This window comes from Corynebacterium sp. HMSC034B08 (genome assembly GCF_001835805.1).
In the GTDB taxonomy this organism is placed as follows: domain Bacteria; phylum Actinomycetota; class Actinomycetes; order Mycobacteriales; family Mycobacteriaceae; genus Corynebacterium; species Corynebacterium coyleae.
In genome coordinates this window covers 127,447-148,589 of the sequence record NZ_KV825969.1, presented here as the reverse complement: position 1 = coordinate 148,589, position 21,143 = coordinate 127,447, and the positions used below count along the sequence as shown (strand labels likewise).

Here is a 21,143-nt window from a genome sequence, read left to right as displayed (position 1 = left end):
CAAAATGCGCGCAGTGTTTGAGGATGAAGGGGTCACGCTGGTCGCGTAACCACGCACGCGTCATCTGACGGGTCGAGCCACTCCAACTCTTTGCAATCAACCCCCTCGGCTATAGCAGTCGCAGTTTCCTTCCATGCTGTGAACTCGGCTGCCAGCAGGCTGGGGTCTTCCGAAGTAATCGCTTCTCGAAGGTCACGCGCGCACGCCTCTCGGTCGTCCGGGGAAAGCGAGAGCATCCAAGGAAACGCTCGAGTCATTCGTTCCACGCGATCAAACAAACGCCTTCGCCTTTCGATACAGCTAGAAAAGTTCTACTACGCAAACTTATGCGGTCATCGCGCGGAAGTCGAGGGGTATCAGACATCCTGCTCACGTAAAACAGCGCATAAAAACACCCCAAATGGAAACTTAAAAGTGTGCTGTGTGTCATAATTCGCAAACTGTGAACCACGACACGAATGGAGGACGCCCATGAGCTCGCTCATCCTAGTGCTCGTCGGCCTCGCGATGATGGCCGCCGGCTACCTGCTGTACTCGAAGTTCCTGGGCAAGAAAGTGTACCAACTCTCGGACGCCTACTCCACGCCCGCCCACACCATGGAAGACGGCGTGGACTACGTGCCCACCAACAAATACGTCCTGTGGGGCCACCACTTCACCTCCGTGGCGGGCGCGGCGCCGATCATCGGCCCGGCCGTCGCCGTGATTTGGGGGTGGGTGCCGGCGTTCCTCTGGGTGACGCTCGGCACGGTGTTCTTTGCGGGGATGCATGACATGGGGGCGCTGTGGGCGTCGCAACGCCACCGCGGGCACTCCATTGGCACACTGTCCGGCCGCTACGTCGGCGCGCGCGGACGTAACCTGTTCCTCATCGTGATCTTCCTGCTGCTGCTCATGGTCAACACGGCGTTCGCGGTCGTGATTTCTAACCTGCTGATCTCCACCCCAACCGCCGTCATCCCGACCTGGGGCGCGATCCTGGTCGCCCTGCTGATCGGCCAGGCGATCTACCGCTTCAACTGGAACTTGCCGCTGGTGTCCTTCGTCGGCGTCGCCGCACTCTACGGCCTGATGATCCTCGGCGACCGCATGCCGCTCGCCCTGCCCGAAGTCATGCTGGGCATCCCGGATCGCGGCTGGTGGATCATCTTCCTGTTCCTCTACGCCTTCATCGCATCCCTGCTGCCGGTGTGGGTGCTGCTGCAGCCGCGTGACTACATCAACGGCCTGCAACTGTTCGTCGGGCTGATCATTCTGTACGGCTCGTTCTTCGTCGTCCGCCCGGAAGTTGTCGCCCCGACACTTCGCGACACCGTCCCCGACGGCACCCCCGGCATCTTCCCACTCCTGTTTGTCACCATCGCCTGCGGTGCGATCTCGGGCTTCCATGGCATTGTGTCCTCGGGTACGTCGTCGAAGCAGATCGATAAGGAAACCGACGTGCGCTTCGTCGGCTACTTCGGCGCCGTCGGCGAAGGCCTGCTCGCACTGGGCACCATCGTTGCGACGACCGCCGGATTCAACACCATCACGGATTGGGAAAACGTTTACAACGAATGGAACGCCGGCGGCGTGGACGCCTTCATCCAAGGCGGCGGCGCGCTGATGAACGAAGGCCTGGGCATTCCGCAGTCCCTGTCCGGAACAATCTTGGCGACGATGGCCGTCCTCTTCGCCGCTACCACCATGGACTCCGGTATCCGCCTGCAGCGCTTCGTCGTCACGGAAATCGGCGACCTGATGGGCTTCAAACTTTCCGGCCTTATCGCCACCATCATCGCGGTCGGCTGCGCACTCGGCCTGACGTTCTCCATGGGCATCGACGGCTCCGGCGGCATGCTCATCTGGCCACTGTTCGGCACCACCAACCAACTCATGGCGGGCCTGACCCTGTCCATCGTGGCGATCATGCTGACCAAACTGCGCCGCCCCTCCTGGCCGGTGCTCGTCCCGCTGGTGTTCGTCACCGTCATGTCCCTGTGGGCCGCGGTGCTGCAGGTGCGCACGTTCTACAACTCCGGCAACTGGCTGCTACTCGTCCTCGACGTGATCATCATCTGCTGCGCGATCTGGGTCATCGTCGAAGCGTTCACGGCCATCGCGAAGGCACGCCGCGAGCCCGCAGTGGTCTGGCGTGACGACGAAACCATGCCCGGCGAACACGCTGCCGATGCTGCCGATGCTCGAGCGCTTTAAAGCCTTCGCGGCCGGCCTGGACGAGTTCTACAAGGCACCTTATCGTCGAGAATTTGCCCGCGCCGCCCGCGAAGAAGACGACCTGTTCACGCTGCTCGTCGCCTCCGAAACGCTCGGCATCCCCAACCCCGCCTCCTTTTACACCCTCGAGCTCATGCCATTGCTTTACGACGAATTCCACGCCTGGCACACCCGCATGGGCATGTCCCACTCCCCCTTGGACGGCGTGCGATGCTGCTAAAAACCGCACCCGTGATGTTCTTCGGCGGCAAAGGCGGGGTTGGCAAAACAACCGTCTCCGCCGCCACCGCGGTACGCCTCGCCGAAGCCGGCCGGCGCGTACTGCTGGTGTCCACCGACCCGGCGCACAACCTCGGCCACATCTGGAACGTGTCGCTCTCCGACAGACCGACCGAACTCGAACCCGGGCTTTCCGTCGTCGAACTCGACCCCACCACCACCACCGAACGCCACCTCGCCGACGTTGAACAGTCCATGCGGGCAATGATGCCGGAACGCATGCACCCCGAAATCCGCCGCCACCTGGACCTGTCGCGCAACTCCCCCGGCATGCACGAGGCGGCGATGCTGGAACGCGTGGCGGAACTCGTGGACACGCAAGGCGTCGACCACATCATCTTCGACACCGCCCCCTCCGGCCACACCTCCCGCCTCCTTGCCCTGCCGGAGTTGATGGCGGCCTACACCGGCGGGCTGATGCAGCGCCGCGAACAGTCCGACAAGTTCTCCCGCGCCCTGCGTGGCCTCGGCGGCGCGGACGAGGACCCGGTGCAGCGCCGCAACCAGCAGATCCGCACCACATTGTTGCGACGCCGCCGCAAGTTCGAGCGCCTGCGCGACATTCTCACCGACCCGGCCCGCTGCACGTTCACCATCGTGCTCACCGCCGAACGGCTTCCGGTCCTCGAGAGCACCGAACTTTACGACGACCTCACCCAGCACCACATCCGCGTCTCCGGCCTCGTCGTCAATCGCCGCAGCCCCGCCGGCACTGCTGGGGCTGGCACTCGCACTGGCGCTGGGACTGGCGCTGGCTCGAGCGCCAGCGAGTTCTTGGCTGCCCGGCGCGCCGTGGAAGACGAAGCGCTTGCCCTTCTGGACGCGAAACTGCCCAACGTGCCACGCGTGGAACTGCCGTGGCTGCCCGGGGAGATCGGCACCCGCGCCGCGCTCGCCGACATCGCCGCCCGCCTCTAGCAGCCCCACGACCACCCCGACCCCTACGGTTCAAGGGTGGAAGGTGTCCGATTGGCAGCTTAGGGGCAAACCCGAACTCGGATGTGCGGCACGACCACAGTGGAACACAGTGAAGGGCAATAGGAATCGCCGTCGGGACGAGTTCGGGTTTGCCCCTAAGCTCAGTTTTCGCCGTATTCATCCTCGGCGCGGTATAGGCTCACTCGCAATATCTGTAAGCGAGAGGAGCACCCATGTGCCGTCCCGTCCCCTGCACAACCTGCGGCAAGACGCAACGGCCGCGGGCCTAGTAGAAGCCCTCGAAGGCGCTGGCTTTCTTCGCGGTGCGCTCGAGGCGAGACTCGGTCATGGAGGCGATTTGGTCGATGATCACGCGCTCGCGCTCGGCGTCGGTGTCGGCCGCTTCGAACCAGGCACGGAACATCGTGTCCAGGGTGCCCGGGGCGCCGGCGCGCAGGTACTCGTGGACGCGGTAGATGCGGTCGCGCTGGCGGTCCTGACGCGCGAGATGGGCGGGCACGTCCATGACGTAGAGCACCGCCACGGTTTTGAGCAGTCGGACTTCGGCCTCGACGTCGGGCGGGACGATGAGGCGGCCGTGCTGGCGGCCCATCACGCCCGAGGCACCCGCAGCGCTCGCAACGCCCGGGGCTGCAGCAGCGCCCGAGGCACCCGCAGCGCCAGCGCCCGCAGCGTTGCCGTCGAGGGTCGCCTTGGTCACGCCGCCGATGTAGCGCCCCACCAACTGCGACGTCAGCCCCTTCAGGCGAACCCAAGAGGACAAGGTGTAGTCGAAGTCGGCGGCGGCTGCGATGGCCGGCAGGGCGCGGAGGCGGTCGGCGGCGTCGACGAGTGAGTCGGCGTCGCCACCAAAAGCGGCGGCGCCCTTCTCGGCAAGGGCGGCGAGTTCGACGAAGTCCCACAGCACCTGCAGGGAGACGCGCCCGGAGACAATGCCGTCTTCGACGTCGTGGACGGAGTAGGCGATGTCGTCGGAAAAGTCCATCACCTGCGCCTCCATCGGCGGCATGTCGTCGGTGTGGCCTTCGCGCGCCCACGCAAGCACCACCGCATCCTCGTCGTAGGCGGAGTACTTGCGGTTCAGGGTGCCGTCGGGGTTGGTGCGGGTCACGGGGTATTTCACGGCGGCATCTAAGGAGGCGCGGGTGAGGTTGAGGCCGTATGAGTGGTCGTCGATAAGCACTTTGGGCTCAAGGCGCGACAGGATGCGCAACGTCTGCGCATTGCCCTCGAAGCCGTGGGGCGCGACCTCGTTGAGCGCGACTTCGCCGTTGTGGCCGTACGGCGGGTGGCCGATGTCGTGGGTGAGGCCGGCCATCTCGCAAAGATCGGGGTTTAAGCCGAGGCCTTCGCCGATGCCGCGCGAAATCTGGGCGACCTCCAGCGAGTGCGTCAGACGCGTGCGCGGGGTGTCACCGTCGCGCGGGCCAACAACCTGGGTCTTGTCTGCTAATCGACGAAGCGCCGCCGAATGCAGCACGCGGGCCCGGTCACGCGCAAACGCACCGCGCGAATCCGGCGCGAGCTGCGCCCCCTTCGGCCCCTCAGCGGTGCGGCGTTTCGTATCGTCGGCGTTATAGGCGTACACGAAGCGCTACCCTAGTCGCATGACTAGCCGTTACCTTCGCGTCCTCGCCGTCGGCGGAATGCTATTTCTCGCAGCGCCCGCCTCCGGCTTCGCCGAAACGCCCGCGCTTGCGCAAGGCGTGGCCACGGAAACCACCGTCCAGCCAGGGCTTTTAACCAAGCCTGTGACCGACGACGCCGGCGTGCTCACCGACGGCGAGCGCGCCGAGATTGAACAGGCGATCCAGCAGGTCAGCCAGTCGCAAGGCAAGTCGGTGCGTGTGGTGTTCCTGCGTACCTTTGGCGACATCAGCCCGTCCGACTGGGTCGACCAGGCCGTCGCCGCGAACGGTTCCAACACCGCCGTGCTGGTGATTTCCCCCGACGAGCGCGCCTACAACGTCGGCGGCGGCGAAGAGTGGACCCAGGCCGAGATCGACCAGATGAACGACGCCGCCTACGCGCAGCTAACCCAACTCAATTGGTCGCAGGCGGCGCTGAATGCGGTTGAGTCGGTGGGTGGGTCGTCGTCAAGCAACGGTGACGGCGTGGGCTGGGTCGCAGGCGGCCTCGGTGTCGCGGCGCTCGCCGGCGGCGGCATGTACGCGGCAACACGCAAGGGCTCGCGCAAGCAGCAAGCGAAGCAGATCGCGTCTGCGAAGGCGCTCGACCCGGCGGATACTGACTCGCTCGGCCGCCTGCCCACCGCGACCCTGGAGGAGGTCGCACGCGACGCGCTCGTGTCCGCCGACGAATCCATCACGCAAGGCAAGGAGGAGCTGAAACTGGCCACCTCCGAATTCGGCGCCGAGCGCGTCCGCCCGTTCACCTCCGCCATGAACGACGCCACCCGCACCCTGCAGCGCGCGTTTTCCACGCACCAGAAACTTTACGACGCCATCCCCGAAACCGAACCCGAAAAACGCGCCATGCTCCTCGACATCATCTCCTCGTCAGGAAAGGCTGAACAAGCACTTCGCGACAAAACCGCCGAGTTCAACGACATGCGCGGCGTCCTCATGCGCGCCCCCGACGAGGTGGACAAGATCCTCGCCCGCACCGTGGACATCCGCGCGCGCCTCGAGCCCGCCCGCGCCACCCTTGCGCAACTGCGGGAGACGCACGCGCCGGAGATGTTGTCGTCGATAGTAGACAACGTCGATGTTGCGCAGGCCTCCCTCGACGAAGCCGAAAAGGCACTTAACGACGCCCGCAGCCTCGCCGCCCAACCCGCCGGCCGCCAAGGCGCACTCCTGGACACGCTCGCGGCTGCCTCGCACGCCGTGGAGGTCTCTGACACCAACCTCAACGCGATCGAGCACGCGGAAGAGAACATCCGGGCGGCGAAAACCAATTTGCCAGCGCTTATCGACGAAATCCGCGCCGAACTCCGCGACATCGAAACCGTCAAGGGCGCCCGCGAGCAGGGCGCGCGTATCGACGTCGCCGCCCTGGACGCGGTTTCCGCCAAGGCCCAGCGCATGCTCGACGCAATGGGCACCCGCGCCGACACCGACCCGCTTGCCCTGTACGAGGAACTGGCCAACATGGACGCCGAAATCGACGACGCCCTCGACCGTGCCCGCGGCGTCGCCGGCGACCAAGCCCGCGCGCTGCAACTGTTGGACCAACAAATGCAGGTCTGTGCCGCGCAGATCCAGCGCGCCGAAGACCTGATCCGCTCCCGTGGCCGCATCATCGGCTCGCACGCGCGCACCTTGCTCGCCGAGGCGAAGCGCCAGCACGCCCAAGCGATCCAGCTGCGTGTGCGCGATACGCGTAAAGCTATCGACGCCGCCCGCACCGCCACCGACACCGCACACCGCGCCGAACAGGCCGCTAACGACGACATCCGCCGCTACCAAGCGGCCCGCAACCGCGAAACCGCCGACTCCCTGGCCAGGGCGGTGCTGTGGGGCACGCTGCTCTCCGGCGGCGGAGGCGGCGGAGGTGGCTTCGGGGGAGGCGGCGGCTTCGGAGGAGGCGGCGGAGGTGGCTTCTCCGGCGGGCGCCCCTCCAACCGCGGCGGCACCTTCTAGGCCGCGCGGGGCCGCACAGCCAGGCTGACGCAGCGGTGGTGCTGGCCCGCGCTGGGCAGCCGCGCTGCCGGGCCGCCGCGGCGCTAAATGCGGGTGCGGCGCGCGGGCGTGTCCACGAAAGTGAGCGCCCACGTCATGAACACAAGATCCTCCATGGGCAGGTCGGCCTCGGCTGCAGCGTCAACATCCGCTTTAATGTCGACGTGGAGGTCACCCGAAGCCTTGCCGCGGGTGATGGCGACGAGGGTGCCTGCGGCGTCGCGGATCTCGCGGTGCAGGCCAGAACGGTTCAGGGTGTAGCGGCGCCCGTCGCAATCCGCGGTGTAGCGCGCCACCGTAAACCCAGCCTTGCGCAGCACGAACTCCCCGCCCGTATCCGCATCGACGGCCTTAAACCGGCGCGCGCTCCCGGCGGTGATGCGCAGCACCGCGCTCGGGTGTGCCCCACCGACGGTGATGGAGTCGGCGGTGGCGGTGGCGCGGGTGCGGGAGTCGTCGAGAAGCGTGGCGCCCTGCCAAATCACAGCAACGCCACCACAACGATGAACAGCGACAAGAACACCAAAGTGCTGATCAGCGCGGTCGAATTGACCATCTTGCGGGCCTCAAGCACCTCGCGGGTCAACCACGCAAGGCCGGCAACCTGGGTGGGCGGCAGGTCGGTCTCGCCCTCGAACTCGAGGATCGCCTTGCGCACACCGTTGTGGTCCTGGGTGAACTGGGCAACCTTCTCGCCGCTCGCATCCTCGACCACCCAGTTCTTGGAGGTCTCCGGGACGAACGCGTAGGCGTGGCCCTCGATGACCAGGTCGATGCGCTTCGCGCGCTTCAAACTGTTCGACGTGCGCACGATCTCCTCGCCGCGGCGCGTCGCCACCGCACCCGATTCGGGGTGCGACACCAACTGCCACTCCTCGCCGCCCACAATGGCGCGGTCGTGCGAGAACACACCCAACACCTCGGGTCCGGCCTCCGCGAGCAACTTCGGCGCGTCGCGGTCCGTGCGATCCCAGCTGACGTAGTGCATTAGCAGCCGATCAGGCGGGCGGCCAGGTAGGCCTCCAGCTCGTCGAGAGGCACGCGCTCCTGCTCCATCGTGTCGCGCTCGCGAACGGTCACAGCGTTGTCCTCGAGGGTGTCAAAGTCGTAGGTCACGCAGAACGGGGTGCCGGTCTCATCCTGGCGACGGTAACGACGACCAATCGCACCCGAGGTGTCAAAGTCCACGTTCCAGTACTGACGCAGCTTGGTAGCCAACTCCTCGGCGGGGCCGGACAGTTCCGGCTTCTTCGACAGTGGCAGCACGGCAACCTTCACCGGCGCGAGGCGACGGTCCAGGCGCAGCACGACGCGGGTGTCGGTGCCGCCCTTGGCGTTGGGTGCTTCTTCTTCATCGTAGGCGTCGATAAGAAATGCCATCATGGCGCGGCCCAGGCCAGCGGCCGGCTCGATGCAGTACGGGATCCAACGCTCCTCGTTCTGCTGGTCGTAGTACGACAGGTCCTCGCCGGACGCCTCGGAGTGGGTCTTCAGGTCGTAGTCCGTGCGGTTGGCCACACCCTCGAGCTCGCCCCATTTGGAGCCGGTGAAGCCGAATGCGTACTCGATGTCCACGGTGCGCTTGGAGTAGTGCGACAGCTTCTCCTGCGGGTGCTCGTACAGGCGCAGGTTCTCCGGGTTGATGCCCAGGTCGACGTACCAGTTGAAGCGGTTTTCAATCCAGTACTCGTGCCAGGTCTCGTCCTCGCCTGGCTTGACGAAGAATTCCATCTCCATTTGCTCGAACTCGCGGGTGCGGAAGATGAAGTTACCCGGGGTGATTTCGTTGCGGAACGACTTACCAATGTTGGCGATGCCGAACGGCGGCTTGAGGCGCGCGGACGTCATCACGTTTTTGAAGTTAACGAAGATGCCCTGCGCAGTCTCCGGGCGCAGGTAGTGCAGGCCTTCCTTGTCGTCGACGGGGCCGAGGTAGGTCTTCATCAAACCGGAGAATTCCTTCGGCTCAGTCCAGTTGCCCGGCTGGCCGGTTTCCGGGTCGTTGATGTCGGCGAGCCCGTTTGCTGGCGGGTGGCCGTGCTTCTCCTCGTACGCTTCGATCAGGTGGTCGGCGCGGTAGCGCTTGTTGGTGTAGAGGGACTCAACGAGCGGGTCGGTGAACACCTCGACGTGGCCGGAGGCCTCCCACACGCGGGTGGGCAGGATGATGGAGGTGTCGACGCCGACGGTGTCGGGGCGGGAGGTCACCATGTGCTTCCACCACTGGCGCTTGAGATTTTCTTTCAGCTCGACGCCGAGTGGGCCGTAGTCCCACGCGGAGCGTGTTCCGCCGTAAATCTCACCTGCGGGGTACACCAAACCACGGCGTTTGCAGAGGTTGACGACGGTTTCGATCTTGGATGCGGGCATCACAATCTCCTGCGTGTAATACGGTTGCCAAAATACGTCGATCAGTCTAGCCGTTTCACTTTGCGACGACGCAGACGACCCTTTGGACATAAGTCCCACCTTTACGCCTGCTTCGAGTAAACTGTGTGACAACTGTGTAGGACTGTCGTCGAAAGGGGCCGCCCATGCGTGACGACCTTCGCTTTTCGCCGGAGGAGTTAGACCACACTGCCGCACTGATCCGAGTGCTGGATTCGGAGATGCGTCTTCGGATTTTGCTGCTGCTGCACGATTCACAGCGCGCGGTCCATGAGTTGGTGGGAATTTTGGGGAAGTCGCAGCCGCTGGTGTCGCAGCATTTGCGGGTGCTTCGCGACGAAGGCCTAGTCGCCGCCAAACGCTGCGGCCGCGAAGTCGCCTACGAACTTGCCAACCCCACCGTGATCCGGATTATCCACGCGCTCGTAGACCATGCCTGCGAGTTCTACGCGCCGGCCGCTGACACAACCCGGCGCACGTCGGTGCCGGGCCAGGACTAGCCCGAATCAGCACTAGGCAAGATCCGGCTAGGCCTCGTCCCAGTCGAGCGCCATCCCGGCTAAGCTGGCCCGGTATGAAACACCGCCCACACAGCACGCGTCCGGTCCCGAAGCTTGGCCCGAGGATGACTAAGCAGCGCGCGGCGGTCGTCGATACGCTGCGTGGCTTAGACAAATTCGCCTCCGCACAAGCCATCCACGAGATCCTCACCGAACAAGGCGAGTCCGTAGGACTGACCACCGTCTACCGCACGCTGCAATCACTCGCGGACGTCGACGCGGTGGACGTGCTTTACTCCCCCGAAGGCGAAACGCTCTACCGCGACTGTCTCGCCGACCACCACCACCATCACCTCCTGTGCTCCAAATGCGGGCGCAGCGAGGAAATCGAAGGCGGCCCGGTAGAAAGATGGGCCGAGGTGATGGCGAAGCACTACGGCTACGAACTCGTCGGCCACGACGCCGAAATCTACGGCGTGTGCCGCGACTGCCAGGCCAAACGCTAGCTATCGAACTTATCTACCGCGCCGCCAAAGCGCCGGTCGCGCTTCGCGTACTCCAGCACCGCATCCCACAAGTCCTGCTTCGTAAAATCCGGGAACAACACGTCCTGGTACACCATCTCCGCGTAGGCCGACTGCCACAGCAGGAAGTTTGAGGTGCGCTGCTCCCCCGACGGGCGCAAGAACAGGTCCACGTCCGGCATGTCGGCGCGATACAGGTAGCGCTGGATGGTTTTTTCGTCGACGTGGCGCACGTTGTCGTCGATAAGCGCCTGCACTGCGTCGGTGAGCTCGGCGCGACCGCCGTAATTGACGCACATCGCAAGGGTGAGCCCCGTGTTGTGCTTCGTGAGCTCCTCGGCGACCTCAAGCTCCTCGATCACGCTGCCCCACAGCTTCGGGCGGCGCCCACACCACACCACGCGCACGTTCTTCTCATGCAACTCGTCACGCTGGCGGCGCAACACGTCGCGGGTGAAGTTCATCAAAAAATGCACCTCGGAAGGGCTGCGCTTCCAATTCTCCGTAGAAAACGCGTAGGCGGACAGCCACTCCACCCCACCAAGTTCGATGCAGGCATCGACGGCGTCCATGAGCTTTTCCTCGCCCACCTTGTGCCCCTCGGTGCGCTTCAAGCCCCGTTGCTGCGCCCAACGGCCGTTGCCGTCCATCACCAGTGCGATGTGTTTCGGGATGAACTTCTTGTCAATCTTCGGTGCGCCCATGGGCGTCAATTATGCCTGCTCCATGATCTTCAGACTCTTCAGCCCGGCCTCAAGGTTGTGCTGCACGTGCGCCACGGTCGCGCGGTGAATCTGCGCAACGCGTATCGACGACACCCCGTAGCCTCCCCGCAACAACCACATATCGTGCAGCGTCTCCGGATCCACGTCCATGGATCCGGTGGGCCGGCAGTTGTTGCACACCGCCCCGCCGACGGTGGCGTTGAACGCCTTGTGCGGCCCAGGTGCCTGGCAGTTCGCGCAGTTAAACAGGCTTAAACCCCAGCCGGCGTGCTCGGTGGCCTTGAGCACGAACGCGTCGAGCACCAGCGTCGGGTGCTGGTCGGTCTGCAGGTTGGTCAGCGCCTCCTGCACGAGCGCGAACAGTTCCGGATCACCCTGGTCGTAGGAAAGCTTCTCGGCAACCTCCATGACGGCGCAGGCGGCGGCGTAGCGGTCGAAGTCGTCAATGATGCGGGCGCCGTAGTAGGTGACGGTGTCGGCGCCGGTGATCGTCGATAAGCCTTTGCCCGGATACACCTGCACATCCACATCCACGAACGGCTGCAGGCGCGAGCCGAAGCGGCTTTTCACCTTGCGCACGCCCTTCGCCACCCCGCGCACCAGGCCGTGGTTGCGGGTCAGCAGGACGATCACGCGATCCGCCTCACCGAAATCGTAGGTGCGAACCACAAAGGCGCGATCGCGCCAGGACGGCCTAGAAGCCAAGTCGGCCCAACGCCTTCGGATCCTGCTGCCAGTTCTTCAGGATTTTCACGCGCACGTCCAGGTAAATGTTCTGATCGACCAGGTCAATGATCTGCTTGCGCGCGCGGTGCACAATGCCGCTGAGGCGCCGCCCGTCCGGCCCCTCAATGATGCGTTTTTGGCCCGGGCGCTCCAGGTACAGCACCGCGTAGATCATGGTGCGCTCCGGGTTGTTCGGGTCCGGGTGCATTTCGTCGATTTGGACGGCGACGGAGTGCGGGAGTTCGTCGCGAAGACCGCGCAGCGCCTCCTCGCGGATCAACTCGGCGATACGCGTCTCCACATCCTCGTCGGTGGTGTGGTCCTCCGGGTAGAAACGCGGGCCTTCCGGCAGGTGGTCGATGAGAATGTCCAGCAGCGTGTCCGTCTGCACACCTGCGGTTGCGGAGACCGGCACGACCTCGCAGTCGGGGCCGAGCATGTCGTGCAGTTCGAGCAGGCGCTCGCCGACGGTGTCCTTGCCGGTCTTGTCCAGTTTGGTCACGATGCCCACGATCGGCGTGTTCGGCTTCGTTTTGCGGATCTCGTCGAGGATGAAGCGATCACCGGGTCCGATCTTCTCGTCCGCCGGCACGGTAAAGCCGATCACGTCGACGTCCGCGAAGGTGTCCTTCACCACGTCGTTGAGCCGCTCGCCCAGCAGCGTGCGCGGGCGGTGAATCCCCGGCGTGTCCACCACAATGACCTGCGCGCCGTCACGGTTGATCACGCCGCGAATCGGGTGGCGAGTCGTCTCCGGCTGATCGGCCATGATGGCGATCTTCTCCCCCACCAGCGCGTTGGTCAGCGTGGACTTGCCGGTGTTCGGCCGCCCGACGAAGCTGACAAAGCCCGACTTGAACCCTTCCGGCGTGTTTGTGAAACCGCCGTTCGCGATCGCGTCTTCTGGCAGGTTGTCCGGGAAATCAATCATGGTGCGCATCCTACCGTTGTGGATAACTTTTTCGGTGGTGTGGGAGTTATCCACAGATTTTTTGTGGGGTCTTGTGGGGGTTGCGGTGGGTTTCTAGCGTCGGGTGCATGGATTTTTTGGAGTTTTGTCAAGCGGGCGTGGGGATGCTCGCCGGGTTCTCGCGGGAGGCCGCAGTTGCAGCTGGCTTATCGACGACACGAGCGCGCGACCTCGCCCGCGTCTTCGATACGTACTATGGCCCGACCAAGTTCACCCGCAAGCAGGCTGATGCGCTGGCGTTGGCGGAAGGGTTGCCGATCGACCAGTTGGTGCTCATCGAGAAGAAGTTGGTTGCGGTGGCGTCGGCGGCTGAGCGGTGGCGCATCCGGTTGGATTTGGTGCGGCATCGTGGTTCGTTTCGCTCGCTGTCGAAGCGCATCAGCAGGCTTATCGACGTCCCCGTGACCGCCCCCAAACCCTCCTGCCGGTTCACGCGCTCGCGTGAGGGCATGCGCACCATGACGCTGACGTACAACGAGCGCGACCTGGCCGACTTGGAGCACACGCTGCGTTCCATGATCGATGAGGATCGGCCGGCTGCGGAGCAGATGGCCGGCTCACTGTTCCGCCTGTTGCGCGAGGGCGGCGGGGTGCCGCGCGCGGCGCTGCGGCCGATGATTTTGGTGCCGATCCAGGCCTACACCCGCATCATGGACGGCTGCGGCGACGACGTCGAACTTGTACTTACCGACGGCACCACGATGACCGGCGCCGAGTTTCTCACCCGTGAGTTCGGCGACGTGCTCGAGGTGGCCGCCTTCCACCCGCAGAAAGGTGCGGTGAACCTGTACCGGACGCAGCGGCTGGCGAATGGGAAGCAGCGGACGATGTCGAAGTTGATGTCGCCACGTTGCGCCTTCCCCGACTGCCGGCATTCCGCCGAAACCACCCAAACCCACCACATGCACGCCTGGAAGCACGGCGGGATGACCAACATGGACAACCTGGCGCAACTGTGCGCCTACCACAACGGAGTCAACGACGACGACCGGTGGCGGGCGATCCGCGGGCACATCGACAACCCGAACGGGCGCATCTGCTGGATCGCACCCAACGGGACCGAAGTACCCACCGTGACCGGCGCGATGGAGCTGCTGTTCGACTAATCGATTCACCCGGCCCCGAATACGCAGCAAATACAAAACCCGCCCGGGTGGGCGGGCCAGTCGGCGTGCCTGAAACGAGTTAGAGGGCTTCGACCTCGAACTGGAGTTGCGGGTTGGCGTAAAACTCCTGGGCCTCGACGAGCTGGAGTTCGTTGGTCTCGGCCTCGAAGGTGAGGCGCAGCATGTCGTAGACCGAGGAGGCGGTCTTTGCCAACGCGTCCTTTGCGTCGTGGCTGCGCACGTAGTGACCGGTGAACAGCGCTGCGGTGACGTCACCGGAGCCGTTGCGCTTAAACGGCAGGCGCGGGGTGCGCACGATCCACTTGCCGTTGTCGTCCACGGCGATCATCTCGATCGCATCCTCGGGGGTTTCGGGACGCTCCACCGAAGTCACCAGCACGGTCGACGGGCCCATCTCACGGGCCGCATCCACCGCGGCGAGGGTCGAATCCAGGTCGGTGACGTCGCGCTCGGTGAGGTAGCCCAACTCGAACTGGTTCGGCGTAATGATGTCCGCCACCGGCACAATCGTCGAACGGAACAGCGGCGGGATCGTATCCGCCACGAAGCAGCCCGACTTCGCCGACCCCATCACCGGATCGCACGCATAGAGCGCATCCGGGTTTTCAGCCTTGATGTCGCGCACGGTGCTGACGATCACGTCGGCGATTTCCGGGGAGGCCTGGTAGCCGGTGAGGATGGCGTCGATAAGCGGGAACGCATTGCGGTCGCGGATGCCCTTGAGCACCGCCGCAACGTCGGCGGCCGGAATGATCGGCCCCTCCCACGCACCATAACCCGTGTGATTGGAGTAGTTCACCGTATACACCGGCCACACCTCGTGGCCGATGCGCTGCAAAGGAAAGACCGCCGCCGAGTTGCCAACATGGCCAAACGCGACGGCGGACTGGATCGAGAGAATATTGCTCATAGGAGCATTTTAGAGCTCCGGCGACACCAGAATCTTCACTGCGGTCTCGTTGCGGTTAATCAGGGTGTCAAAGCCCTCGTCGACGACACCGTCGAAGCCGATCTTGCCGGTGATGAACGGCTTCAGATCAATCTTGCCGGACTCCACCAACTTGATGGTCTGCGGGTGATCGTGGGCGTAGCCGATGATGCCGCGGATGGTCAGTTCCTTCATCACGAGCGCGTGGATGTCCAGCTCGGCCTTCTTCGACCAGATGGACTCGACGACCAGGGTGCCCTTGAGCTTGAGGCAGTCGATCAGCTGGTCGAGCACGACGTTGACGGAGGTGCACTCGAATGCGACGTCGACGCCCTTGCCGTCGGTGATCTTGTCAACCTCTGCCTTGAGGTCGGTTGCGCTCGGGTCGATCGCGTAGTCGGCGACACCTGCGTCGAGCGCCTTCTGGCGACGCAGCTCGGAGAGCTCGGAGACGATGACGGTCAGGCCGTATGCCTTCGCCACAGCTGCGGTGAGCACACCGATCGGGCCGGCGCCACCAATGAGGGCGACGTCGCCTTCCTTCGCCTCAGACGCAACGAATGCGTGGTGGGCGACGGACAGCGGCTCGATGAGCGCAGCCTCGTCGAGCGGAACATCGTTGGAAATCGGGTGAACCCAGCGACGCTGCACAGCGATCTTCTCGGAGAGGCCGCCGCCACCACCTGCGAGGCCGATGAAGTTCACGTCCGGGTGGAGGTTGTACGGGCCCGGCTCCTTCGGGTCGACGTCGTCCGGCAGGACGTACGGCTCGACGACAACGTGCTGGCCGACCTCGAGGTCGTCGACACCCTCGCCGAGCGCCGAAACAACGCCGGAGAACTCGTGGCCGAGGGTGATCGGCGGCTCCTCACCGGTGATGGGGTGCGGATGGCCAGGCTTCGGGCAGAAGATCGGGCCTTCGAGGTACTCGTGCAGGTCAGTGCCGCAGATGCCGCACCAGGCGACGTCGATGAGCACCTCTCCCTTACCTGCAACCGGGGCGTCGATCTCCTCGACGCGGATGTCCTTCTGGCCGTAGTAGCGAACTGCTCGCATGGTGGAACTCCTTTCGGTTGGTTACAGGTGCTACGATACCCCGTTTTCGGGTTCCTCGCCGACCGCAACCAGCACGGTCCGGGTCTTGATGCGCCCGCGGCGGTCGCGGCCGCCTTCTGCGGTGTAGCGGATGCCGTCGCGCAGGATGGAGGCGCCGGGAAGGGGCACGCGGCCGAGTTCGTACGACAGCAGGCCGGCGACGGTGTCCACATTGTCGACGACCTCCTCCGAGTACTCCAGCGTGTAGTCGAGGTGGTCGGCGAGGTAGTGCACGAGGTCGTCGAGAGGCAGGCGCGCTTGGACGCGGAAGACGCGCTCGTCGATTTCTTCGATGGGGGCTTCCTCATCTTCGTCGTATTCGTCGGTGATTTCGCCGACGATTTCCTCAAGCAGGTCTTCCATGGTGAGCAGGCCTGCGACGTTGCCGAACTCGTCGATAACCACCGCGATGTGGGTGTTCTGCTGCTGCATCGCGCGCAACAGCAGGTCGAGCGGCTTGGAGTCCGGGATGAACATCGGTTGGCGCATCAACTCGGTCAGTGGCGTGTTCGGGTCGACGGGCGCGCCGCGGTCGGTGAACATGTCTTTGAGGTAGGCGACGCCGATGATTTCGTCGACGTTTTCGCCGATGACGGGCACGCGGGAGTGGCCGGAGCGCACCATGAGTGCGGTGGCTTGGCGGGCGAGTTTTTCGCCTTCGATCCACACCATTTCGGGTCGCGGAACCATGACTTGGCGTGCGGTGGTGGAGGCGAGGTCGAAGATGTTTTGGATCATGCGGCCTTCGGTGGTTTCCACCACGCCTTTTTCTTGGGCAACTTCGACCATTTCGCGCAGTTCGATTTCGGTGGCGTATGGCCCGTTGCGGAAGTCTTCGCCTGGGTGGAACAGGTTGCCGATCCAGATGAGCAGTTTCGCCACCGGTCCGAGCACGGTGTGGAAGATGTGCAGGCCTTGGGCGGCTTTGAGCGAGATGGTGTACGGGTTGCGTTTGCCGGCGGTGCGTGCGAACACGCCGATGATGGAAAATTGCAGCAGCGTGACGACGATTACCGCCACCGCAATCGCCCACGCATCCGACGCGATGACGTCCATGGCCAGCATCGCCGCCGAGACTGCCGCCATGACATCTAAGACGGTGCGCAGCAGCACGAGGGTGTTGATGTGATTCGCGCGATTCTCGACGACGCGCAGCAACGCATCAGCACCCGGCGTCTCATCCTTGACCATGCCTTCCACGCGGGCACGCGAGATGGGGGCCAGGGCGGATTCGACGGAGCCGAGCAGGCCGGAGAGCAGTAGCGCAACGACGGTGATCGTTGCGAAGGTGATGGTCAGTGTCACTCGGCGCCCTTCATCAGCTTGTCGAGCTCGTCGCGGTCAGCGGCGGACGGGAAGGCGTGTGGGCCGGTCGGCTTCGGCTGGTATGCCACCCCGCGACGGGCCAGGTCGTCGTACCAGTCGGCGAGGATCTCGTTTTGCAGCGCGAACATTTCACGCTCATCCTTCGGCTCGATGTGGTCGTAGCCGAGCAGGTGCAAAACGCCGTGGACGGTCAGCAGCGCCATTTCGTGGGCGAGGTCGTGGCCGGCCATCTCTGCCTGTTTGCGGTCGTAGGCCGGGCACAGGATGATGTCGCCGAGCATCGCAGGTCCCGGCATGTCGGCGTCGGGCCGTCCCCCACCCGGGGTGAGTTCGTCCATGGGGAAGCTCATCACGTCGGTGGGGCCTTCGAGGTCCATCCAGCGGACGTGGAGGTCGGCCATGGTGGCTTCGTCGACAAGCGTGATGGTTGCTTCGGTGTCGGGGTGGACGTCCATGGTGCGTAGGGCGTAGGAGGCGACGTCGATAAGCATTTGCTCGTTGACTTCCGCCTCGCCGGACTCGTTTAAGACTTCAATGCTCACTGCGCTGCCTCCGCTTCGCGCTCTGCTTCAATCTTCTGCTGCCGCTTTTCGTAGCGCAGCGCGTTCTGGGCATCGTGGTGGTCGTAGGCGGCCACGATGCGGGAAATCAGGTGGTGGCGCACAACGTCGTCGGCGCGCATCTCCTGGAACGAAATGTCCGGAATGTCGCTCAAGATACGACGCGCCACACGCAGGCCCGAGACGGTGCCGCGCGGCAGATCCACCTGAGAGGTGTCACCCGTAACCACCATCTTTGAGCCAAACCCGAGGCGGGTGAGGAACATCTTCATCTGCGCCCCGGTGGTGTTCTGGGCCTCGTCGAGGATGACAAACGCGTCCGACAGGGTGCGCCCGCGCATGTAGGCCAGGGGCGCGACCTCGATGATGCCGGCTTCGATGAGTTTCGGGATGGCCTCTGGGTCCATCATGTCGCGCAGCGAGTCGTACAGCGGGCGCAGGTACGGGTCGATCTTGTCGGAAAGCGTGCCGGGGAGGAAGCCGAGTTTCTCGCCGGCTTCCACGGCGGGGCGCGTCAGGATGATGCGTTTGACCTGCTTGTTCTGCAGCGCCTGCACCGCCTTCGCCACCGCAAGGTACGTCTTGCCGGAGCCGGCAGGCCCGATACCGAAGGTGATCGTGTTCTCGTCGATCGCATCCACATAGCGGCGCTGACCGGCAGTCTTCGGGCGGATAACCTTGCCGCGCCGCGCAATGATCTCCTCGCCGAGGATGTCCGCGACCGAGCCGGGGGCTTCCATCTCCATGAGTTTCACCGCCTCCACGACGGTGTCAGGGCGAAGTGGCACCCCGCGTCGCGCCATGGACTCCAGCTCCTCCACCACGCGCAGCGCGTGCGCCACGTGGGCGGCCGTGCCGCGCACCGACAAGGTGGTGCCGCGGGCGTGGAAACTCACGTCCAGATAGCGGTCCAGTAGTTGGAGGTTGTTGTCGTTGATGCCGAGGACGGATTGTGCGTACGCCGAGTCGAGTTCGACCTTGCGCGTCACCATTTCTTCCATGTGCGTTTACCCTACCAGCGGTTTGTCAGCGCGCCGATCGCGCTGAGCGCCGCGAACGCTGCTGTTGCGGTGCGCAGGACTTCGGGGCCGAGTTTCACGGCGTCCGCGCCGAGCAGTTCGAGTTCGTCTTGCCCGATGCCGCCTTCGGGGCCGACGATGAGCCAGACGTCCTCGCCGAAGGTGACCTCACGCAGCGGCACGGTGGCGTCCTCATGGAGTACAAGCGCGTGACCCTCGTTCCTCGGGTCACGGAGGAGATCGGACAACTGGTTTGTGGTCACCGGCTCGTGGATCTGCGGCACCCACGCGCGTCGCGCCTGCTTCGCGCTCGCCAGCGCTTGCGAGCGCCACTTCTCCACCTGCTTCGCCTGCTTGTTCGCCGGCCAGCGCGCAATCGTGCGGTGCGAAATCCACGGCACGATTCGATCCGCCCCGCCCTGCACGGCGAGGTCGACGGCGAGTTCGGCGCGCTCGCTTTTCGGGATCGCCTGCACGACCGTCACGCGCGGCGTGGGGCGCTCCACGAACTCATGCTTATCGACGACCCCCTCAACCCTTGAGGCATCCACCCGCGTGACGGTGACTTCGGCGCGGTTGCCGGCGCCGTCGAAAAGCATGATGCGCTCCCCCGGCTGGATGCGCTTAACGTGGGCGTGTTTGGCCTCGGGGCCTTCGATGATGCCGGAGGTGGGGTCGTCACTAAGAAAATAGGGCAGGCTCATCGGCGGAAACGATCACGCATCCGGGAGAAGAAACCATCGCCGTGCTCGCCGCCCTCGGAGTGGACTTTAGGGTCCTCCGGGTGGCCGGCGCGCAAGTCCTCGAGTGCAGCGCGTTCCTCGTTGGACAGCGCGGTGGGCACAGTGACCTCGATATGGGCGATCATGTCGCCGGCACCTTCGGCGCGCAGGCGCGGCATGCCCTCGCCGGAAAGCACGACGCGGTCGTCCGGCTGGGTGCCGGCGGGGACCTCAATGCGGGTCTCATCGCCCGTGAGATTCTCCACGGTGAGCTCGGTGCCCAGCGCCGCGTCATACATGGGCACAGTCAGGCGCAGGTGCAGGTCATTGTTGTCGCGCACGAACACCGGGTGCGGCTCGACGTGCACCTCGACGTACAGGTCGCCGGCGGGACCGCCGCCGTGGCCGACCTCGCCCTGGTCCGCCATGCGGATGCGCATGCCGTTATTAATGCCGGCCGGGATGTTCACCACCAGGTCGCGGGTGGCGCGCACGCGGCCGTCGCCGGCGCACTGGGCGCACGGGTCGGTGATCACTTCGCCGAAGCCATGGCACTTGTGGCACTCGCGGGTGGTCATCACATTGCCCAGGAAAGACTGCTGCATCTCCTGGACCGCGCCGTGGCCCTGGCATACGTCACAGGTAACCGGCTTAGCCCCTGACTTGGAGCCCGAGCCGTGGCATTTGTCGCACAGCACCGCCGTATCGACGGTGACGTCCTGCTTCACGCCCGTGAACGCCTCTGCGAGCGTGATCGAGGTGCGCAGCAGCGCGTCGTTGCCCGGCTGCACGCGCGAGCGCGGCTGGCGAGCACCACCGCCACCGCCGAAGAATGCCTCGAAGATGTCGCCGAGGCCACCTCCGCCAAAACCGGCGCCGCCCATGCCGCCGCCGGCCTCCATCGGGTCGCCGCCGCGGTCCACGATGGAACGCTTCTGCGGATCCAGCAGCACCTCTTGCGCTGCCGCGATCTCCGCGAACTTCTCGGCAGCTTCCTCGGACGGGTTCACGTCCGGGTGGTATTTGCGTGCGAGCTTGCGGTACGCCCGTTTAATTTCCTGCTCGGTGGCGTCCTTGTCCACGCCGAGGATGCCGTAGTAATCGCGAGCCATATCTTCCCTTCTATTCACCCCGCAGTGTGCGGCTGATGTAACGAGCCACGGTGGCAACCTTCTGCATGGTACCGGGGTAGTCCATGTGGGTTGGACCGACTACCCCGAGGCCGCCGAGTGCTGCATCGCCTGCCCCGTACGCTGTTGTAACAATTGAGGCGCTGGATAATTCCTCGTCTTCGTTTTCGCGGCCGATGCGCACGGAGACACGTTCGAGTTCTTGGGCGCCGGCGAGCAGTTTCAGTACGACAACTTGCTGCTCGAGGGCGTCGATGACGTCCTGGAGGCCGCCGGAGGGCACGAGCAGGTTTGAGGAGCCTGCGATGATGAGGCGGTCGGGGG

21 protein-coding genes and 1 pseudogene are annotated in these 21,143 nt (G+C 64.7%); 7 read left to right on the top strand and 15 right to left on the bottom strand.

Annotated elements, in window-relative coordinates:
• Positions 1-471 precede the first annotated feature (471 nt).
• Genes HMPREF2656_RS10040 through HMPREF2656_RS10030 form a run of 3 tightly spaced genes read left to right on the top strand, consistent with a single transcriptional unit; the run spans position 472 to position 3,414 of the window.
• A complete protein-coding gene (locus tag HMPREF2656_RS10040) occupies positions 472-2,196 on the top strand; it encodes a carbon starvation CstA family protein (protein ID WP_070816578.1) in 1,725 nt (574 codons plus the stop codon).
• Positions 2,180-2,437 carry a cory-CC-star protein gene (locus HMPREF2656_RS10035; RefSeq protein WP_070421363.1) on the top strand — a complete coding sequence of 86 codons (258 nt, stop codon included), beginning with the start codon at positions 2,180-2,182 and terminating at the stop codon, positions 2,435-2,437. The genes HMPREF2656_RS10040 and HMPREF2656_RS10035 overlap by 17 nt, the downstream gene beginning before the upstream one ends.
• Positions 2,428-3,414 (top strand): ArsA family ATPase, encoded by a 987-nt coding sequence (locus tag HMPREF2656_RS10030; protein WP_070816576.1) that lies wholly within the window; start codon positions 2,428-2,430, stop codon positions 3,412-3,414. The genes HMPREF2656_RS10035 and HMPREF2656_RS10030 overlap by 10 nt, the downstream gene beginning before the upstream one ends.
• 286 nt (positions 3,415-3,700) lie before the next feature.
• Here HMPREF2656_RS10030 and HMPREF2656_RS10025 read toward each other — a convergent pair whose 3' ends face one another.
• Positions 3,701-5,023, bottom strand: a complete 1,323-nt coding sequence (locus HMPREF2656_RS10025) for a deoxyguanosinetriphosphate triphosphohydrolase (RefSeq protein WP_070816574.1) — start codon at positions 5,021-5,023, stop codon at positions 3,701-3,703.
• Positions 5,024-5,042: 19 nt separating this feature from the next.
• Between HMPREF2656_RS10025 and HMPREF2656_RS10020 the strand changes: the two genes are divergently transcribed.
• A complete protein-coding gene (locus HMPREF2656_RS10020) occupies positions 5,043-7,040 on the top strand; it encodes a TPM domain-containing protein (RefSeq protein WP_070816572.1) in 1,998 nt (665 codons plus the stop codon).
• An 83-nt stretch (positions 7,041-7,123) separates the two neighbouring features.
• Here HMPREF2656_RS10020 and HMPREF2656_RS10015 read toward each other — a convergent pair whose 3' ends face one another.
• Genes HMPREF2656_RS10015 through HMPREF2656_RS10005 form a run of 3 tightly spaced genes read right to left on the bottom strand, consistent with a single transcriptional unit; the run spans position 7,124 to position 9,449 of the window.
• Positions 7,124-7,564, bottom strand: coding sequence for a hypothetical protein (locus HMPREF2656_RS10015; protein WP_070816571.1), 441 nt, complete (start codon positions 7,562-7,564; stop codon positions 7,124-7,126).
• On the bottom strand, positions 7,561-8,067 hold the full coding sequence (locus tag HMPREF2656_RS10010; protein ID WP_070816569.1) for a hypothetical protein: 507 nt from the start codon (positions 8,065-8,067) through the stop codon (positions 7,561-7,563). Before HMPREF2656_RS10010 ends, HMPREF2656_RS10015 begins: the two co-directional genes overlap by 4 nt.
• Positions 8,067-9,449, bottom strand: a complete 1,383-nt coding sequence (locus tag HMPREF2656_RS10005) for a glycine--tRNA ligase (protein WP_070816641.1) — start codon at positions 9,447-9,449, stop codon at positions 8,067-8,069. The genes HMPREF2656_RS10010 and HMPREF2656_RS10005 overlap by 1 nt, the downstream gene beginning before the upstream one ends.
• A 164-nt stretch (positions 9,450-9,613) precedes the next feature.
• On the opposite strand from HMPREF2656_RS10005, the gene HMPREF2656_RS10000 reads away from it, so the two are divergent.
• Positions 9,614-9,967 carry an ArsR/SmtB family transcription factor gene (locus tag HMPREF2656_RS10000; protein WP_070453541.1) on the top strand — a complete coding sequence of 118 codons (354 nt, stop codon included), beginning with the start codon at positions 9,614-9,616 and terminating at the stop codon, positions 9,965-9,967.
• Positions 9,968-10,092: 125 nt separating this feature from the next.
• On the top strand, positions 10,093-10,473 hold the full coding sequence (locus tag HMPREF2656_RS09995; protein WP_246815374.1) for a Fur family transcriptional regulator: 381 nt from the start codon (positions 10,093-10,095) through the stop codon (positions 10,471-10,473).
• Here the strand turns inward: HMPREF2656_RS09995 and HMPREF2656_RS09990 are convergent.
• The 3 genes from HMPREF2656_RS09990 to era are packed head-to-tail and all read right to left on the bottom strand — an operon-like array spanning position 10,470 to position 12,873.
• Positions 10,470-11,195, bottom strand: coding sequence for an isoprenyl transferase (locus HMPREF2656_RS09990; RefSeq protein ID WP_070569577.1), 726 nt, complete (start codon positions 11,193-11,195; stop codon positions 10,470-10,472). The two genes, HMPREF2656_RS09995 and HMPREF2656_RS09990, sit on opposite strands and share 4 nt — an antisense overlap.
• 9 nt (positions 11,196-11,204) lie before the next feature.
• Positions 11,205-11,921, bottom strand: coding sequence for a DNA repair protein RecO (gene recO / locus HMPREF2656_RS09985; protein ID WP_070816567.1), 717 nt, complete (start codon positions 11,919-11,921; stop codon positions 11,205-11,207).
• Positions 11,911-12,873 carry a GTPase Era gene (gene era, locus HMPREF2656_RS09980; RefSeq protein ID WP_210400973.1) on the bottom strand — a complete coding sequence of 321 codons (963 nt, stop codon included), beginning with the start codon at positions 12,871-12,873 and terminating at the stop codon, positions 11,911-11,913. Before era ends, recO begins: the two co-directional genes overlap by 11 nt.
• A 107-nt stretch (positions 12,874-12,980) precedes the next feature.
• Here era and HMPREF2656_RS09975 point away from each other — a divergent pair, with 107 nt between their 5' ends.
• On the top strand, positions 12,981-14,018 hold the full coding sequence (locus HMPREF2656_RS09975; protein ID WP_141761065.1) for an HNH endonuclease signature motif containing protein: 1,038 nt from the start codon (positions 12,981-12,983) through the stop codon (positions 14,016-14,018).
• Positions 14,019-14,097: 79 nt separating this feature from the next.
• On the opposite strand, the gene pdxY is transcribed toward HMPREF2656_RS09975, so the two are convergent.
• From pdxY to HMPREF2656_RS12870, 8 genes and pseudogenes are all read right to left on the bottom strand, one after another.
• Complete coding sequence (gene pdxY / locus HMPREF2656_RS09970; RefSeq protein WP_070421351.1) at positions 14,098-14,949, bottom strand: pyridoxal kinase PdxY; 852 nt, start codon at positions 14,947-14,949, stop codon at positions 14,098-14,100.
• A 9-nt stretch (positions 14,950-14,958) separates the two neighbouring features.
• A complete protein-coding gene (locus tag HMPREF2656_RS09965) occupies positions 14,959-16,023 on the bottom strand; it encodes a 2,3-butanediol dehydrogenase (protein ID WP_070421350.1) in 1,065 nt (354 codons plus the stop codon).
• A gap of 30 nt (positions 16,024-16,053) precedes the next feature.
• On the bottom strand, positions 16,054-17,367 hold the full coding sequence (locus HMPREF2656_RS09960) for a hemolysin family protein (RefSeq protein ID WP_070421349.1): 1,314 nt from the start codon (positions 17,365-17,367) through the stop codon (positions 16,054-16,056).
• The gene (ybeY, locus tag HMPREF2656_RS09955; protein ID WP_070484913.1) at positions 17,364-17,930 is read right to left on the bottom strand and encodes an rRNA maturation RNase YbeY; all 567 of its coding nucleotides are present in this window, start codon (positions 17,928-17,930) and stop codon (positions 17,364-17,366) included. The genes HMPREF2656_RS09960 and ybeY overlap by 4 nt, the downstream gene beginning before the upstream one ends.
• Positions 17,927-18,949 carry a PhoH family protein gene (locus tag HMPREF2656_RS09950; protein WP_070421347.1) on the bottom strand — a complete coding sequence of 341 codons (1,023 nt, stop codon included), beginning with the start codon at positions 18,947-18,949 and terminating at the stop codon, positions 17,927-17,929. The genes ybeY and HMPREF2656_RS09950 overlap by 4 nt, the downstream gene beginning before the upstream one ends.
• An 11-nt stretch (positions 18,950-18,960) precedes the next feature.
• Complete coding sequence (locus HMPREF2656_RS09945; protein ID WP_070816562.1) at positions 18,961-19,671, bottom strand: 16S rRNA (uracil(1498)-N(3))-methyltransferase; 711 nt, start codon at positions 19,669-19,671, stop codon at positions 18,961-18,963.
• A complete protein-coding gene (gene dnaJ / locus HMPREF2656_RS09940) occupies positions 19,668-20,801 on the bottom strand; it encodes a molecular chaperone DnaJ (RefSeq protein WP_070816560.1) in 1,134 nt (377 codons plus the stop codon). Before dnaJ ends, HMPREF2656_RS09945 begins: the two co-directional genes overlap by 4 nt.
• 10 nt (positions 20,802-20,811) lie before the next feature.
• Positions 20,812-21,143: pseudogene (locus HMPREF2656_RS12870) on the bottom strand (heat-inducible transcriptional repressor HrcA); the annotation flags it as partial.

Excerpts from the sequence above, each read along its gene's own strand:
- HMPREF2656_RS10040 (WP_070816578.1), top strand. The coding sequence starts at position 472 with ATGAGCTCGCTCATCCTAGTGCTCGTCGGCCTCGCGATGATGGCCGCC.
- HMPREF2656_RS10035 (WP_070421363.1), top strand. The coding sequence starts at position 2,180 with ATGCTCGAGCGCTTTAAAGCCTTCGCGGCCGGCCTGGACGAGTTCTAC.
- HMPREF2656_RS10030 (WP_070816576.1), top strand. The coding sequence starts at position 2,428 with ATGCTGCTAAAAACCGCACCCGTGATGTTCTTCGGCGGCAAAGGCGGG.
- HMPREF2656_RS10020 (WP_070816572.1), top strand. The coding sequence starts at position 5,043 with ATGACTAGCCGTTACCTTCGCGTCCTCGCCGTCGGCGGAATGCTATTT.
- HMPREF2656_RS10010 (WP_070816569.1), bottom strand. The coding sequence starts at position 8,067 with ATGCACTACGTCAGCTGGGATCGCACGGACCGCGACGCGCCGAAGTTG.
- HMPREF2656_RS10005 (WP_070816641.1), bottom strand. The coding sequence starts at position 9,449 with ATGCCCGCATCCAAGATCGAAACCGTCGTCAACCTCTGCAAACGCCGT.
- HMPREF2656_RS10000 (WP_070453541.1), top strand. The coding sequence starts at position 9,614 with ATGCGTGACGACCTTCGCTTTTCGCCGGAGGAGTTAGACCACACTGCC.
- HMPREF2656_RS09995 (WP_246815374.1), top strand. The coding sequence starts at position 10,093 with ATGACTAAGCAGCGCGCGGCGGTCGTCGATACGCTGCGTGGCTTAGAC.
- HMPREF2656_RS09990 (WP_070569577.1), bottom strand. The coding sequence starts at position 11,195 with ATGGGCGCACCGAAGATTGACAAGAAGTTCATCCCGAAACACATCGCA.
- era (WP_210400973.1), bottom strand. The coding sequence starts at position 12,873 with ATGATTGATTTCCCGGACAACCTGCCAGAAGACGCGATCGCGAACGGC.
- HMPREF2656_RS09975 (WP_141761065.1), top strand. The coding sequence starts at position 12,981 with ATGGATTTTTTGGAGTTTTGTCAAGCGGGCGTGGGGATGCTCGCCGGG.
- pdxY (WP_070421351.1), bottom strand. The coding sequence starts at position 14,949 with ATGAGCAATATTCTCTCGATCCAGTCCGCCGTCGCGTTTGGCCATGTT.
- HMPREF2656_RS09965 (WP_070421350.1), bottom strand. The coding sequence starts at position 16,023 with ATGCGAGCAGTTCGCTACTACGGCCAGAAGGACATCCGCGTCGAGGAG.
- HMPREF2656_RS09950 (WP_070421347.1), bottom strand. The coding sequence starts at position 18,949 with ATGGAAGAAATGGTGACGCGCAAGGTCGAACTCGACTCGGCGTACGCA.
- HMPREF2656_RS09945 (WP_070816562.1), bottom strand. The coding sequence starts at position 19,671 with ATGAGCCTGCCCTATTTTCTTAGTGACGACCCCACCTCCGGCATCATC.
- dnaJ (WP_070816560.1), bottom strand. The coding sequence starts at position 20,801 with ATGGCTCGCGATTACTACGGCATCCTCGGCGTGGACAAGGACGCCACC.